The organism is Streptomyces sp. NPDC002809, from assembly GCF_040295435.1.
Taxonomy (GTDB): domain Bacteria; phylum Actinomycetota; class Actinomycetes; order Streptomycetales; family Streptomycetaceae; genus Streptomyces.
On sequence record NZ_JBEOVJ010000020.1, the window covers coordinates 91949 to 107718 of the forward strand.

At 72.2% G+C, this 15770-nt stretch carries 12 protein-coding genes; 5 read left to right on the forward strand and 7 right to left on the reverse strand.

Features of this window, described 5'->3' with window-relative positions; translation table 11 throughout:
- Positions 1–67 precede the first annotated feature (67 nt).
- Together ABT025_RS15295 and ABT025_RS15300 are read left to right on the forward strand one after the other, a co-directional pair.
- A complete protein-coding gene (locus tag ABT025_RS15295; RefSeq protein ID WP_350994020.1) occupies positions 68–2104 on the forward strand; it encodes an ATP-binding protein in 2037 nt (678 codons plus the stop codon).
- Between the two features lie 91 nt (positions 2105–2195).
- Entirely contained in the window at positions 2196–2546 is a 351-nt protein-coding gene (locus ABT025_RS15300; RefSeq protein WP_350994022.1) for a 5-carboxymethyl-2-hydroxymuconate Delta-isomerase, read from the forward strand.
- 16 nt (positions 2547–2562) lie between these two features.
- On the opposite strand, the gene ABT025_RS15305 is transcribed toward ABT025_RS15300, so the two are convergent.
- From ABT025_RS15305 to ABT025_RS15320, 4 genes are all read right to left on the reverse strand, one after another.
- On the reverse strand, positions 2563–3285 hold the full coding sequence (locus ABT025_RS15305) for a TetR/AcrR family transcriptional regulator (RefSeq protein WP_350994024.1): 723 nt from the start codon (positions 3283–3285) through the stop codon (positions 2563–2565).
- Between the two features lie 37 nt (positions 3286–3322).
- Complete coding sequence (locus ABT025_RS15310; RefSeq protein WP_350994026.1) at positions 3323–4405, reverse strand: PDR/VanB family oxidoreductase; 1083 nt, start codon at positions 4403–4405, stop codon at positions 3323–3325.
- Between the two features lie 2 nt (positions 4406–4407).
- Positions 4408–5313, reverse strand: coding sequence for a metal-dependent hydrolase (locus ABT025_RS15315; protein ID WP_350994028.1), 906 nt, complete (start codon positions 5311–5313; stop codon positions 4408–4410).
- 86 nt (positions 5314–5399) lie between these two features.
- Complete coding sequence (locus ABT025_RS15320) at positions 5400–7346, reverse strand: hypothetical protein (protein ID WP_350994030.1); 1947 nt, start codon at positions 7344–7346, stop codon at positions 5400–5402.
- 134 nt (positions 7347–7480) lie between these two features.
- Here ABT025_RS15320 and ABT025_RS15325 point away from each other — a divergent pair, with 134 nt between their 5' ends.
- Positions 7481–7960 carry a hypothetical protein gene (locus tag ABT025_RS15325; protein WP_350994032.1) on the forward strand — a complete coding sequence of 160 codons (480 nt, stop codon included), beginning with the start codon at positions 7481–7483 and terminating at the stop codon, positions 7958–7960.
- A gap of 37 nt (positions 7961–7997) precedes the next feature.
- Here ABT025_RS15325 and ABT025_RS15330 read toward each other — a convergent pair whose 3' ends face one another.
- A complete protein-coding gene (locus tag ABT025_RS15330; RefSeq protein ID WP_350994034.1) occupies positions 7998–9485 on the reverse strand; it encodes a DUF1996 domain-containing protein in 1488 nt (495 codons plus the stop codon).
- Positions 9486–9766: 281 nt separating this feature from the next.
- On the opposite strand from ABT025_RS15330, the gene ABT025_RS15335 reads away from it, so the two are divergent.
- Positions 9767–11440: an alpha-L-fucosidase gene (locus ABT025_RS15335; protein WP_350994036.1), complete on the forward strand. Its 1674-nt coding sequence runs from the start codon at positions 9767–9769 to the stop codon at positions 11438–11440.
- On the opposite strand, the gene ABT025_RS15340 is transcribed toward ABT025_RS15335, so the two are convergent.
- Both ABT025_RS15340 and ABT025_RS15345 read right to left on the reverse strand, forming a co-directional pair.
- A complete protein-coding gene (locus ABT025_RS15340; RefSeq protein ID WP_350994038.1) occupies positions 11437–12084 on the reverse strand; it encodes a LuxR C-terminal-related transcriptional regulator in 648 nt (215 codons plus the stop codon). The genes ABT025_RS15335 and ABT025_RS15340 overlap by 4 nt on opposite strands.
- Positions 12069–13337, reverse strand: coding sequence for a sensor histidine kinase (locus tag ABT025_RS15345; RefSeq protein WP_350994040.1), 1269 nt, complete (start codon positions 13335–13337; stop codon positions 12069–12071). Before ABT025_RS15345 ends, ABT025_RS15340 begins: the two co-directional genes overlap by 16 nt.
- Before the next feature lie 251 nt (positions 13338–13588).
- Between ABT025_RS15345 and ABT025_RS15350 the strand changes: the two genes are divergently transcribed.
- The gene (locus ABT025_RS15350; protein ID WP_350994042.1) at positions 13589–15718 is read left to right on the forward strand and encodes an MMPL family transporter; all 2130 of its coding nucleotides are present in this window, start codon (positions 13589–13591) and stop codon (positions 15716–15718) included.
- Positions 15719–15770: the final 52 nt, after the last annotated feature.

Genomic DNA, 15770 nt, shown 5'->3' on the forward strand with positions numbered 1-15770 from the left:
CGCCTGCCGGTGCGTACGGGGCGCGGGGGCCGGGACCGGCCGCTCCACCCGGTCAGCGACGGTGACGATGGCGAGCAACATCCCCGAGGAGACCACGAGTTTCGTCGGACGCGAGGCAGAACTCGACCGGATCGAACACTCCCTCGCCACCGGCCGGCTGACCACCCTCACCGGTACCGGCGGCGTCGGCAAGACCCGGCTGGCCGTCCGCGCGGCCGGGCGCGCGGAATCCGCGTACCGCGACGGAGTCCGGTGGGCCGATCTCGCCCCGCTCCACGACCACGAACTGCTCCTGGCCACCGTCTCCGACGCGGTCGGACTCAGCGACCACACCCTGCGGATGCCCATCGACGTGCTGTGCGAATGGCTCGCCGACAAGCAGCTCCTGCTCGTCCTGGACTCCTGTGAACACCTGCGCCCCGCCTGCGCGCACCTCCTCGGCGAGATCCTCACCACCTCGCCGGGACTCACCGTCCTCGCCACCAGCAGACAGCCCCTGAACATGAAGGGCGAGCAGACCGTCGACGTCGAGCCGCTGCCCGTCGACGGTACGGCCGACGCCCTCACCCTGTTCCGGCAGCGGGCGGCCGCCGCCGCCCCCGGCACGCCCCTGGACGAACCAGGCACCGCCGCGGCCGTCGCCGAGATCTGCCGGCGCCTCGACGGAATCCCCCTCGCCGTCGAACTCGCCGCCGCGGGCCTCGGGCGCCAGAGCGCCCAGGAGATCGCAGGCCGGCTCGCCTCCCGCCTCGACGTGTTCGCCGATGCCACGCTCAGACCGCTGCGCCACCGCACCCTGCGCACCACCATCGGCTGGTCCCACGAGCTGTGCACCCCGCTGGAACGGCTGCTCTGGGCCCGGCTCGCCGTACTGCGCGGCGACTTCGACGAGTCCACGGCCGTCACCGTCTGTGCCGGTGGACCGCTCACCGCGGACGCGATCCCGAAGACCCTGCGCGCCCTGGTCGCCAAGTCCGTCGTCGCCCGCGACGGCGGACGCCACCGCATGCTGGACACCCTGCGTGAGTACGGCCGGATGTGGCTCGCCGAACTCGGGGAGGAACGCGCGGCGGCCGACCGGCACGCCGCGTGCTTCCTCCAACTGGCCCGCGGCGCCCATGCGGGCTGGACCGGCGACGACCAGATCCACTGGTACCACCGCATCGCCGACGCGCACGCCGACCTGTGCGCGGCCCTCGACCACCTCTTGGCCCACGACCCGGCCGCCGCCCAGGAGATGGCCGGCCGGATCGGCTTCTTCTGGTGCTGCTGCGGCCACCTCGCGCAGAACCGGGGCTATGCCCAGCGCGCCCTGGACGCCGGCCCCGCCACCGGCCCCCACCGCACCCGCGTCCTGTGGGTGCTCGGCATCTGCGTCCTTCTCCAGGGCGACTACCCGGCCGCCGAGCGCATCGGCGAGGAGTGCGTACGGGCGGCGGCGGACGACGGCACCGACGAGGGGGTCCTCGCCGCCGCCTATCTGCGCGGCCTCACCCATCTGATGACCGGCGAACCGGAGAAGGGACTGCGCGAGGCCGACCGGGTCCTGCGCACCACCCTGGCCGGCACCCCGCTCGAAACCGCCTACCGGCTGCGCTGCCACCTGATCACCGTCTTCGCCCTGACCGGCCTCCGCCGCCTGGACGAGGCGGCCGAGGCCGCCGTCGTCCTGCGCGCTGCCTGCGAGGCCAGGGACGAGTGCTGGACCCTGAGCTATGTCGACTACCAACTCGCCCTGATCGCCCTGCTCCAGGGCCGCGCCCCCGAGGCCGCCGCGCACGCCAGGTCCATGCTCGCGGGCAAGCACCGGCTCCGCGACCGCTTCGGCATCGCGCTCGGCCTCGACATCCTGGCCGCCGCGATCGCCGCCCAGGGCGAAGGCGCCGAAGCCGCCCGGGTGTACGGCACCGGGCAGGTCTACTGGCGGATGGTCGGCCATCCCCAGCGCGGCACCCCGGAACTGGGACCGCTGCGAGAGGCCTGCGAACGCCAGGCCCGCGCCGCCGTGGGCGACGCCGCCTACCGGCGCGCCTTCGAACGGGGCCGCTCCGACAGTGCGGAGGCGGGCCTGGCCCAAGCGCTCCACGGCGAACTGCTCACATAGTGAATTCTGCTTGTGCGCCTTCCCCGAACGAGGGGAGGGTAGAGGTGATCACCGTCCGCGCCCGCCGCCCGCGCCCCGCCAGGAGACCTTCATGCCGCAGATCACCGTCGACTACTCCGCCGAGCTCGACGACACCTTCGACCGCTCCGGCTTCGCGGGTGCGCTGCACCCGCTGATCGCCGAGAAGGTCACCACGAAGATCGCCGCCTGCAAGACCCGGTTCCGCCGGATCGAGGAGACCGTGGTCGCCGACGCACCCGGCGGCGACGCGCTCGTGCACGTCGACATCTCCCTGCTGCCCGGCCGCACCCCCGAGATCAGGGCCGGGCTCACGGAAGCGGTACTGGAACTGCTGGCAGGGCACATCCGGCCGGCCGCCGGGCTGACCCTCCACCTCTCGGCCGAGACGCGCGACCTCGACCCCTCCTACCGCAAGAACTGAACTCCGGGAGGTCTCGCTACCGCAGCCGCTGCGGAGGCACGGCCGGCACGGCGGGCGTCAGTGAGGAGAGCCGCACCAGCAGGTCTCCGAACGGCCCGTCGGCCGGCTCCTGCGCGAGAACGCGCAGCACGACGCCCGCCATCTCCTCGTTGTACGCGGCACTCACCGCGGCCAGCGCGGCGAAGTCGTGCACCAGCTGCAACTCCAGCTCCGCACGCGGAATCTGCCGCCCGTCCAGCCAGATCAGGGCCGTCGACTCGGCGAGCGAAACCCAGGACCGTACGACCAGCTTCAGCCGGGCCGGGGGATCCTCGACGCCCAGATGGGCCAGGATCTGCTGGCAGGCCGCCTGACGCACCCCGTCGATCATCGCGTTGGCCGTCGAGGAACCCACCGCCGGCCCGCCCCGCATCAGCGCCGCGAAGCCGGCACCGTGGTCGTCGACGAAGTCGAAGAACCGCCCCATCACCCGCAACAGCCGTGCGCCCAGGGGGCCGTCGCGCGGTTCCAGGAACCGGGCGGCCAGTTCGTCGGCCGCCCGCCGCAGCGCCGCCTCGTACAGGCTCTGCTTGCCCGGGAAGTAGTGGTAGACCAGCGGCCGGGAGATCCCGGCCGCAGCGGCGATCTCGTCGATCGACACCTCGTCCGGGGGCCGGTGACTGAACAACTCCAGCGCGACACCGATCAACTGCTGTCTGCGCTCCTCGACGCCCATCCTGCGCCGTACCCCGGTCGTCATGAGGAACAGGGTACCGACCGGCGGACCGGGCGTCCGTCTAGAGGTCCAGGACCAGGCGCTCTCCCCGGCACCGCGACACGCAGATCAGCATCGAATCGCGCCGCTCCGAGTCCGTCAGCAGATCGTCCCGGTGCTCGATGTCGCCCTCCAGGACGCGCTGTTGGCACGTTCCGCAGAAGCCCTGCTCGCAGGAGTACGAGACATGCGGCAGCTCGGCCCGCACGGCGTCGAGCACCGACTGGCCCGCCGCGACCGGCACGGTGCGGCCCGTACGGCGCAACTCCACCTCGAACGGGGCCGACCCGGCGGCCTCCGCGCCCGACGCGGAGAACCGCTCCAGGTGCAGCGTGCAGCCCGGCGGGAGCGCGGCAGCTACGGCGTCCATCAAGGGCTCGGGACCGCAGCAGTGGACCGCCGTGCCCTCGGCCGCGTCCGCGAGGACCGCCGCGACGTCCGGGTGGCCCGCCTCGTCCTGCGGGACGACGGTGACCCGGCCGCCGTCCTCGCCCAGCTTCTCGATCTCCGCCAGGAACGGCATCGTCGCCCGGCTGCGCCCCCCGTACAGCAGCCGCCAGTCGGCACCCGAAGCCGCGACAGCGCGCAGCATCGGCAGGACCGGAGTGATGCCGATGCCGCCGACGACGAAGAGGTACGAGGGGGCATCCGCCAGCGGGAAGCGGTTGCGGGGGCCGCGGACCTCGATCTCCTGGCCCTCGTGGAGCAGGGCGTGCACCTCGCGGGAGCCGCCGTGGCCGTCCTCGGCCAGCCGGATCGCCACGGTGTACGTGCCGTGCTCGGCCGGGTCGCCGCACAGCGAGTACTGACGGACCGGGCCGGAGGGCAGCACCAGGTCCAGATGCGCGCCGGGCTGCCAGGGCGGCAGGTCCGTGCCCTCCAGACGGAGCTGCACGACGCCGTCCGCGGGCACGGTCCGCTCGGTGATCAGCAGCCGCCGGCCCGTGGTCGAACGGCGCTGCGCCCGGCCGGACACCGGTTCCTCCAGTGCGGGCAGTGGCCACAACGGGGACTTCTCGATGCGCCGGCGCATCGCCCGCTTGGCGAGCAGGGCCGCGCAGGCCACCACGACGACGGCACGCAGACGGGGGAGGGGGAGGGGCATCGTCAGCCGGCTTCCGTCGTGCGGGCCTCGGCCGCGACCGCGGCGGGCGACTGGGCGAGATAGGCGACGGCCTGTGCGGTGCTGCCCTCCTGCGAGGGGTGGTAAGCACGGCTCAGATAGCGCGGGATGGAACGCAGCATCGCGGGTGTGCTGGGCAGGGTGCCCCGGCGGCCGCTGCGGTAGAACTGACCGAACGAGGCCTTGCCGTCCAGCAGGCTCGGGTCGTTCTCCATGAAGAACCGGGCGCCGCGCTGCCAGAGGAAGGCCAGCGCGGAGAACGCCGTCGCCCAGGTCCGCACCCGCCGCCGGTAACTGCCGTCGACATGCATGAACACGTCGAACGCGACCGAGCGGTGCTCGACCTCCTCCGCGCCGTGCCAGCGCAGCAGGTCCAGCATCGTGGGATCGGCGCCGCGCCGCTCCAGCTCGTCGGCGTTGAGAATCCAGTCGCCGAGGAACGCGGTGTAGTGCTCGATCGCCGCGATCGTAGCCACCCGCTCCATCAGCCACCACTTGCGCGCCCGGCCCGGCGGCAGCGTCCGGTCGCCGAGCATCTTCTCGAAGAGCCAGTCGACCTGGGCGGTGTACGGGGTCGGGTCGAGACCGAGCCCCTTCAGATGGGGGAGCACGTCGTCATGGGCCTGGGAGTGCATCGACTCCTGGCCGATGAACCCGATGACATCCTGGCGCAGTTGCTCGTCGTGGATGTACGGGAGCACCTGGCGGTAGACGTGGATGAACCAGCGCTCCCCGGCCGGAAGCAGCAGATGGAGCACGTTCATGGTGTGCGTGGAGAACGGGTCGCCCGGCAACCAGTGCAGGGGAGTCCTGTCCCAGGCGAAGGAGACTCGGCGGGCCTTGAGCGGTGTCCGCTCCGACGCTACCGCCGCCGGCTGCGTGTTAGACATGGTGTCAATGTACTGAGGGGTAAGCCCTGGGAACAGGGGCATGCCACGAATTCCTGAGCCGGCATCGGGCCGCCGCCCCGGCGCGCTCAGCGCAGCACCCCGACGTGGCTGCCGTCGGTGAGCCGCCCGGTGAGCCGCGCCCGGTCACCGGCCCCGGCCGGCACCGCGAGCAGCCGACCCCGCGCACGGCCGGTCACCCCGCCGGACGTGGTCAGCGACGCGAACTGCGCGCTGCCCGCCGCGAGTACGTACCACCGGCCGCCGCGCGACTTCCACAGCACGCCCGCCAGCACCCGCGGGGAGCGCGTCCCGCAGTCGGGTGAATCCTCGGCACGTGCCGCGACCACCCCCGGGGGCCTGCTCCCCGGTGGCCGCCCGGACGGGGCCTGGAACTGGGCCAGGACCCTGTCCCCGGTGCCCCGCCAGGTCTCCGCCCGGGTGCACAGCCACTCGGCCGTGCCGTTCCTCTCGGGCAGCGACTGCGTCGCGTACACCCATGAGTTCACCGCGCGCACCCCGTGCGAGCGCACGGCCGACAGCAGGCAGGCGGTCCGCGCCCAGCTCGCGTACTCCGCGCGCCCCGATACGTCGTGCGGTCTCGTCGGCGGGCCCGAGGTCAGCCGGGCCGGGGCGAGTTCACCGAGATCCGCCACCAGCCGCACCGCCGCGTCGTCGGCCAGCTCGACGGCGTACCAGGACCGGCAGCCGGGTGCGGTCGCCGGGCTGGTCAGCGGATCGGTCACCCCGTCGGCGGTGCGGTGCAGCGCGCGCGGGGGCCGGCCCGGGGCGAGCAGATCCCGGATCCGAACCTGCCGCACCCAGGGCGCCGTCAGATAGCGGACCGCGCCCCCCGCCCTGCCCACGACCAGGGCGCCCGCCGACGTCACGTCCGCCCCGTCGACCCGCGCGAAGTCGAGCGCCGCGCCCTCGGACGGATCGGCGTCACGGGGCTCCGCGTACCGCACGACCCGCAGCCCGTCGTAGAACAGTACGACCGCGGACGCGCCCACCTCGCCCGCGTACAGCAGCTGCGGTGCCCCCATCGGCGGCCCCTCCGGCGTCCGCGGCGTCGCCGACGTCCGCACGCCGCCGCCCGGCCGCGCCCACACGCGCAGCGCCCGCCGCAGCAGCCGACTGTCCTCGGTGCGGTCGCCGCGGGTGGGCCAGGCGGTGAAGTCGGTACGCGGTGAGCGCTGCCAGAACATCGCCGGCACCCTGTGCAACGCCCCCGGATCCAGGGCCTCTTCGGCAGCAGGGTTGCGCGCGTACAGGGGCGCGGACAAGTCGCCGCGCCCCCAGCCTTCGCCCGGCAGGCCCCACAGCGTCCCGCACACCAGCAGGGCGACGACGCCGGCCAGCGCCGCCCGGAAGTATCTGCGGCGGCGCGGCAGATCCGGCGGCCGGGCCCGGAGCGAACAGGGGTCGAACCCGGACGACGTCAGCAGTGCGTAAGTGGCCGGCACCCCGTCCGCCTCCATCAGCGCCGCATGCGGATCGGTCGCCCCCGAGTCGGCCAGCACCCGCCGGATCTCACCGTCCGCCAGCCCCTCCAGACCGCGCAGGACGAACGCGGCCCGCGCCGCATCGCTCACCGCCGACAGCTGCTCTTCCAGGGCCAGTTCATCGGCGCCGCCGGAGTGGGGGAGCAGCCGGAGGCCCCAGACCAGCGGCAGGAAGGGCGGAAACTGGGCGCGACGCGGCCGCCGCCGCAGGCGCAACGGCCTCCCCGCCGCCAGCGCGCCCCGCAACACCTGCCGCCGGAGATACGCGTATCCCGGATCGGCAGGCTCCGTACGGCCGGTACGGCGCGGCAGCGGAACGGCGCCGCCGGCCACCGGTCCGGCTCCGCGTGCCGCCTGCAGCGACCGCTGGGCCAGTGCGTGGGCCGTGAGAACGCGCCGGCCGCGGCTCAGTGAGTGCGGCAGGACGAGATATCCGAGCCGGGTCAGCCGCGGGTAGTGCTCGACGAGCGCGGCCTCGGACCGCCCCGCATCGAACCCGGCGGCTGACGGTACCTCTGGCAGTGGGCGCACGTTCAGCAGAACGAGCGAATGGTGCGATGGTCACTCCGGGTGAGGCGAGGGGCTCCGCCCCGCACGGCTTCCCGCTCCCGGGGGCCTTCTCGCGTTCCGCTGCCAGGACCCGCCCGAAGCGGCACGATGGCCGGATGACGAAGCGGCGCGGGGCGCGAGGGGTGCGGGACGCGTGGCGCTCGGCCGCCGTCGTGGCCGGCTGCGTGGGCCTGGCCCTGCTCACGGCATGCGACGGTGGCGGTGACGGGACCGCGGTCCCGCCGACCGCCACCGGCACACTGGAGGAACTCGCCGCACAGGCGCACTGCGTGCCGAAGCTGCAGACCGAAGCGCAGGAGCTGCGGCAGGCCGACTGCGCCACGGAAGACGGGCGTTATGTGCTGGCCACCTTCGCCACCGACCGCGGCCAGCGGGAGTGGATCAACGAGGCCAACGACTACGGCGGTTCGTATCTGGTCGGCCGCAGGTGGGTCGCCGTCTCGGACGCCGCGGTGATCGCAGCACTGCGCGGCCGGCTCGGGGGGACGGTGGAGACTGCGTCGCCGCACCACTCGGCAAGTGGCGGCAGTGGGGCCGGTCCTGGGGCAGGACACTCCGGTCACCGCGGGAGGTGACCACGCGGATCCGCGGGGTGTTCGCCGCGGAGGGCCCTCAGCGGCACTTGCGCCCGTCGTTGATGCAGCTCACCACCTTCCGCATCAGCCTGGTGTCGAAGATGTTGATGAAGTCGCCGTGATCGGTGACGGGCTTGTGCAGCTGTTCCGGGAAGGAGTCGACGGCGAACCCGGGCCCCGGAGGCACGTCGTACACGATCCGCTGGACCAGTTGCGGAATGGCCCGGAAGCCGTTCGGGCACCTGCCGTCGTCCCGCGCGAAGGCCACATGGGTGCGGTGGTTCGCGCTGTCGGTGTTCCGGCCGTCCCAGCAGCTCTGGAAGGCGAAGGAACGGACGACCTGGCTGCCCTCCGGGCAGATCGGGTACTTGTCCTTGAGCTGCCGGTCCTCGAACCCGGTGCAGCTCCAGGAGGCGTTGGCATTGGCGTCGCCGTTGGTGAACGCCTTGGCGTCGCCCGTGATGATGCGCAGGAAGCGCGGCATGGCTGTGACCTTCCCGATGGGATTCCCGACGAACCTCAGCGTGACCTGCGACGGGGTCCGGATCTCGCCGGTGTTCTGGTCCCTGCCCCCGCCGTCGGCGTCGGCGTCGTTCTCCGCCGCACCGTTCTGCAGGCGGAGCACGGGCCAGTAGTACGTGGACCGGTCACCCTGGTTGCGGCAGGTGGTCTCCCCGGCTGCCAGCTCGTCGTCGCCCGAGAAGGCGTCCGTGGCCTGGTTGCCGACGTAGTCGTGCATGTGGTGGGCGCCGTTGCCGACACCGGGGGCGGCGATGACGTTGTCCGGGTTGAACTTACCGTTCCGGTTGCGCCCGCACTCGGTGGTGAAGGTGCCGCGCGAGGCGCCGCGGAGCCGGGCGGGCCTGCCGGCGTCGGGCCGGACGGACCGGATGTCGACGAAGTCCGAGTCCTCGGGGCCGTTGCCGTCCCGGCCCTGTTCCTGTTCCTGTTCCTGGCCGTCTCCATCCCCGGTTCCGGCGTCGCCGGAACCGTCGTCCGTGGGCTCGCCCGTGGGGCCGTCCGCTTCGTCGCTCCCTCCGTCGCTCCCTTCGTCATCCGCACGCAGACTGCACGGGGCCAGTGAGCCGAGCCCCTCCGGGCGCTGCGCGTTGCGCCCGATGGCGGTCGCGATGCGGTCGATGCTGGCGGCCCGCCGGGCCTTCAGCGGGTCGAGCACGGCGTTCCGGGCCAGTTGCGGGTCCCTGGCCATCCTGTCCCTGCGGTCGGCGAACTCCCGGTAGGCATCGGTTATCTGGGTGTCCATGGCGGCCAGTTCGCGGTCGACCTCCGGCCGGGCCGGTTCGGGCACCTCGGGGATCCGGTCGACCACTTCGGGGCAGTCGATGGTGGACGCCTGGCGGACCGGCTGCCGGTTCCGGCCGTGAGACGAGGCGGACGAGCCCTCGCCCGCAGAGGCGTATACGTTGACCACGGCCAGCCCACCCCCGCCCAGGATCAGTGCGGCCGAGGCGATGATCGCCCGGTTGGCCGGGGTGGAGCGTTTCTTGCGCGATGTGCGTCCCATGGAACTCCTCGGACTCCTCAGGCTTCGCGGGGGAGAAGCGTGACGTTCCATACGGCGCCGGTGCGCGGTGCGTTCAACGGGAGGTGGAACGCGTGTGCGTCAAGTGCCGCGTGTGCGAGCCCGGTTGGGGTTGGCCGCAGCAGCTGCCGGCTTGGACTTTTCCGCATGAGAGATAGGACGTATGTAGCGCGCACCCTTCCCGGGGGCCACTTCTTGCGGCAACATGCACGCGTCGGCACCCGAGAGATCCGACCACTCGTGGTCGTGAATGGGAGGGAACCATGGCACGACGCACCCATGCACTCAGCGCGATCGCACTGGCGGCCGCCGCCGCGCTCGTCCCCGTACAGGCCACGGCGCAGCAGTCCGCGCCCCGGCCGTCCGTGTCGCCCGCCGTCTCGTGCGATGTGCCCGTGAGACCCGCCTCGCAGATGGCGGTCGAGGCGTGCGACAGCCCCGAGCGGATCATCGAGAAGGCGGCGAACATCGTCCCCACGACGGGACAACTGGCCTGGCAACAGCGGGAGGTCACCGCCTTCACGCACTTCGGGATGAACACCTTCACCGACCGTGAATGGGGTTCGGGCACGGAGGACGAGAAGCTCTTCGCACCGAAGAGCATCGACGCCGACCAGTGGATGCGCGCCTACAAGGCGGCCGGCGTCGAGCAGGTCATGCTGACCGTCAAGCACCACGACGGCTTCGTCCTCTACCCGAGCCGCTACACCGACCACTCGGTCGCCCTCAGCCCGGGCAGCCCCGATGTCGTGGCCGCCTATGTGAAGGCCGCCCGCAAGGCGGGCCTGAAGGTCGGCCTCTACCTCTCGCCCTCCGACGGCGCCGAGCTTCCGCACGCCTGGCACGCCGAGTGGGTCGAGAAGATCCGCGCCAAGCAGGCCGAGGGCAAGCCGCTGAGCCTGCCCGAGCGGATGGCGCTGGCGGACGGCGACCGAGCCCCCGCCGGCCAGGGCCGCTTCGGCAACGGCAGCGCCGTCACCGAGCGCACGATCCCCACGCTCGTCCCCGGCGACGACCGTGCCGCACGGGTGAGGAGCGGCAAGCTGCCCACCTTCGAGGTGCGGGCCGACGACTACGACGCTTACTACCTCAACCAGCTCTACGAGATCTTCACCCAGTACGGTCCGGTCGAGGAGCTCTGGCTCGACGGCGCCAACCCTTGGTCGGGCTCCGGCATCACGCAGAAGTACGACGTCAAGCAGTGGTTCGACATGGTCAAGGCCCTCTCGCCGAACACCGTCGTCTTCCAGGGCCCGCAGGGCGTCCGCTGGGTCGGCAACGAGAACGGCACCGCCCGGGAGACCGAGTGGAGCGTCACCCCGCACACCACCGACCCGTGGACGGGGCTCGGCAGCCTCCCCAACGACTCGACCGACGCCGACATCGGCTCACGCGCCAAGCTCCTCGGCCCGGACGTCAACCACCTCCAGTGGTACCCGGCCGAGGCGGACGTCTCCAACCGGCCGGGCTGGTTCTACCACGAGAACGAACAGCCCAAGAGCGCGGCGCAGTTGCTGAACCTGTACGAGAAGAGCGTCGGCCGCAACGCCTCGCTCCTGCTCAACGTCCCGCCCGCTCCGGACGGCCGGATCGCCGACGCGGACGTCGCGTCACTGACCGCCTTCGGTGACGACGTGCGCAGGATCTACGGCTCCGACGTACGCACGCAGGGCCCGGGCCCGTACACCTTCGACCGGGTGGCGGTCCGTGAGGACATCCGGCACGGACAGCGGGTCGAGAAGTTCGCCGTGGAGGCCAGGACCGACGGCGTCTGGCAGCGGATCGCCGAGGGCACCACCATCGGCCACGAGCGCATCCTGCCGCTCCCCGCCGCCGTCACCGCGTCGGCGGTCCGCGTCAAGGTGCTGGAATCCAGGGCGAAGCCGTACCTCGGAGCGACGACGCTGCACCTCACCACCGCGGCGGCCAGGCCCTAACCCCGGTCCAGATACGCGAGTACCGCAAGAACGCGGCGGTTGTCGTCGTCGGAGGGCGGCAGGCCGAGCTTCCCGAAGATGTTCGAGGTGTGCTTGGCCACCGCCCGCTCCGTGACCACCATCTGTGAGGCGATCGCCGCGTTCGAACGGCCCTGGGCCATCAGCTCCATGACCTCCCGCTCCCGCGGTGTCAGCCCGCCCATCGGCTTGTCCTGCGCGCGCCGTGACAGCAACTGCGAGATCACCTGGGGGTCCATCGCCGTGCCACCCGCCGCGACCCGGCGCACCGCGTCGATGAACTGGTCGGCGTCGAACACCCGGTCCTTCAGCAGATAGCCGATCGCCCCGTCGCCGTCCGCCAGCAGCTCGCGCGCGTACAACTGCTCGACGTGCTGGGAGAGTACGAGCACCGGCAGCCCCGGCCTGGCCCGCCGGGCCGCCAGAGCGCACTGGAGCCCTTCGTCCGTGTGGGACGGCGGAAGCCGGACGTCGACGACGGCGACGTCCGGCTCCAGCTCGGCCAGTGCTTCGGTGAGTTCGGGCCCGGTCTCGACGGCGGCCGCGATCTCGAAACCGTACGCCTCCAGCATACGCACCAGGCCGTCGCGCAACAGGAAGAGATCTTCGGCTAGGACAACTCGCAAGGGATCTCCATGGTCACCATGGTGGGACCGCCCGCGGGGCTGCTGACGGCCATGATGCCGTCGAATGTACCGAGTCGGCGTTCGATGCCGCTCAGGCCCGAGCCCCCGCCGGCCACTGCGCCCCCCTTGCCGTTGTCCGTGACCGAGATCCTCAGCATTCCGCCGGCATGCTGCAGGTCCACCCAGATCCGGTCCGCCCCCGAATGCTTCGCCGCGTTCGTCAGGGCCTCGCTGACCGCGAAGTACGCCGCCGACTCGACCGGGGCATCGGCCCGGCCGTCCAGCTCCACGTCCACCTCCGACGGGATCGGCAGCCGCAGCGCCAGGGCCCTGACCGCGTCCCCGAGCCCCCGCTCGGCGAGGACCGGCGGGTGGATGCCCCGCACGAGGTCGCGCAGCTCCGTCAGCGCCTCGGCGGAGGACGCCCGCGCCGTCGCCAGCAGCTTCTTCGCCTGCTCCGGGTCCTTCTCGATCAGCGCCTCGATGGTGCCCAGATTCATGCCCATGGCGACCAGCCGGGCCTGCGCCCCGTCATGCAGATCCCGCTCGATGCGCCGCAGCTCCGACGCGGCGGTGTCGACCGCCTCGTGCCGGGTCTCGGTCAGCCGGTCGATGCGCAGGGCCAGTTCCCGCTCATGGGTGGGGGCCAGCACCGAGCGGGCGATCACGAAGTGTGCCCGCAGCAGCCGCTCGCTCAGTGCCACACCGGTGGCGAAGAGCGCCACACCCAGCGCGGCGGCGGCGAGCCCCGTCGCCTGGCTGTCGACGGGAACGAACGCGTACCAGTACCGGTCGTCCGTGAAGACCCGCCACAGCCCCGCCGCCAGGACGAACCCCTCCACCGGGTAGATCATCAGCGCCGCCGCCAGGACCGCCACGACATAGCCGGCCGTCATGTCGACCAGCATCCACTGGATGTCCCGCCAGGTCGCCGGGTCCTTCAGCATCAGCGTGGTCCGCTCCACCTGCCCGGTGAACCCGCTGCGCACGTCCTTCGGAAGCGGCCGGTACGGGACCGGGATACGGACGTCGGACCAGGTGATGGCCAGCAGCCGGCGCTGATTGGCGTGCTTGCGGACCGCCTCCAGCACCTGGGGGGTGGTGACCAGGCCGATGCCCAGCGGGATGAAGGCGATGGAGAGCACCGTCAGTACGAAGAGCGTGATCGACCCCACCGTCGCGGCGATCGACAGCACCAGCCCGCGCCCCGCGGCCAGCAACGCCGCTCTGATCCGTCCCTGCTTCGCGTCCATGCTGGTCCCTCTTCCCTCGTCTCGCGCGGCGGGCCGCCGTGCCGGCCCGCCCCGCTCCGCACACAGTCTGGCCCGTCGGGCGCCATGGGCGTCAGCCGTCCTGCCACCGGGCGGGGGTGTACCTGGCACCACCCCCGCGACCTCGCCCTACGTCCCGCCGAGTGGGGGCCTCGACGGCTGGGGCGGCAGGCCCGGAATTCCTAGATTCGTGGTGTCCGGTCCGACGTCTACATCAGGGGGCGAACAACGCCATGAGGCGTAATCTCGCGGCACGTATCGGTGTGTGGAGCGCGCACCATCGCAAGACGGCCGTTCTCGGCTGGCTGCTCTTCGTCGTACTCGCCGCGGGCATCGGCGGTGCGTCGGGCATGGTCGAGATGACGAACGCGGAGAACGGGGCCGGCGACTCGGCCCGGGCCGAGCAGATCCTCTCCGACGCCGGCCTCGGCCACCGGGCCGGCGAGATGGTCATGGTGTCGTCGGCCGAGCCCGACGGCTGGCGGAAGGCGGCGGCGGAGCTGTCCACGGCCCTCGGGAGGACGGGTGAGGTGACGGGCCTCGCCGAGCCGGTCGTCTCCGAGGACGGCAGGGACGCACTGATCACCTTCGAGATGAAGGGCGACGCGGCCACCTCCGCCGACCGGGTGCAGCCCGTCCTGGACGCCGTGTCCGGGGTCCAGGAGGACCGGGCGGACGTGACGGTCCGCCAGTTCGGCGAGGCCAGTGCCGGGAAGTGGCTCGGCGATCTGCTCTCCGAGGACTTCAAGAAGGCCGAGTTCACCGCCGTACCCCTGGCGCTCGGCATCCTGCTCGTCGCCTTCGGCGCGGTGGTCGCTGCCCTGCTGCCCGTGGGCCTCGCACTGACCGCGTGCCTGGCGGCCTTCGGCCTCCTCTCGCTCGCCAGCCACCAGCTGCACCTCTTCCAGACCACGTACTCCGTGATGTTCCTGATGGGCTTCGCCGTCGGCGTCGACTACTGCCTCTTCTACCTGCGGCGTGAGCGTGACGAGCGGGCCGCCGGGCGCGACGCCGAGACGGCGCTGCGCATCGCCGCGGCGACCAGCGGCCGGTCCGTGCTCGTGTCGGGGCTGACCGTCATGGTCGCGATGGCCGGCATGTTCCTGTCCGGGCTCCTGCTGTTCAAGGGCTTCGCCCTGGCCACGATCATCGTGGTCTTCATCGCCATGATGGGCTCCGTGACCGTCCTGCCCGCACTGCTCTCCTGGCTGGGCGACCGGATCGACGCCGGACGGGTGCCGCTGCTGAACCGCCGCGACAAGCGCGGCAAGAAGGAGAGCGGCAGGATCGCAGGCAAGCTGCTGCGGCCCGTCCTGGCCAAGCCGAAGTTCTTCGCCGCCGCCTCCGTCGTCGTGCTGCTGGTGCTCGCCGCGCCGGCCCTCGGCATGAAGACCGAGTCGCTGGGCCTGGAGAAGCAGTTCGGGTCGGACTCCCCGCTGTCGGTCGCCTACCGGCACATCAGTGAGACGTTCCCCGGCGGTCCCGCCCCCGCACAGGTCGTCGTCGAGGCGGACGACATCGAGGCACCGGCCGTACGCAAGGCGCTCGCCGGCTTCGACAAGGTGACCGTCCACCCGGCGCAGAACGTCGCCGAGATCGAGGTACCGCTGCCCGGCGGCGAGGCCGGTCTGTCCGAACTGCGGGAGGACCGGCTGCCGGCCGCGTTCGACGGCACGGGTGCCCGGGCCCATGTCACCGGTGAGGTGGCCGGGTCGGTGGACTTCAACGACCAGCTGAAGCGCGGCATCGCGCCCGTCTTCCTCTTCATCACCGCGGTGACCTTCCTGCTGATGCTGTTCTGCTTCCGCAGCTACGTCATCGCCGTGACCTCGATCCTGCTCAACCTGCTCTCGGTCGCCGCCGCCTACGGCGTGATGACCGCCGTGTTCCAGCACGGCTGGGGCGCCTCGCTGATCGGTTCGGAGGGGGTCGGCGCGATCGAGTCCTGGATGCCGCTGTTCGTCCTCGTGGTCCTGTTCGGACTCTCGATGGACTACCACGTCTTCGTGGTCTCCCGGATCCGCGAGGCCCATGGCCGCGGTCTCTCGACCCGGGCCGCGATCGACGAGGGCATCCGGCGCACGGCCGGCGCGGTGACCGGTGCGGCCGTGATCATGGTGGCGGTGTTCTCGGTCTTCGGGACGCTGTCGATGCAGGACATGCAGCAGATGGGCGTGGGCCTGGCCGTCGCGGTGCTGCTGGACGCCACGATCGTGCGGATGGTCCTGCTGCCCTCCGTGATGGCGCTGCTGGGCGAGCGGAACTGGCGCACACCGCGCGCCCTGACCCGCCTGCCCGACCTGGACCACAGCGAGCCGGAGCCGGAGCGTGCTCCCGCGGCGGCCCCGGTGATGCACGGCTGATCCCGGACGGACGAACGGGGTGGGCCCCGGCGGGGGGGCGGTCCGCGGCCCG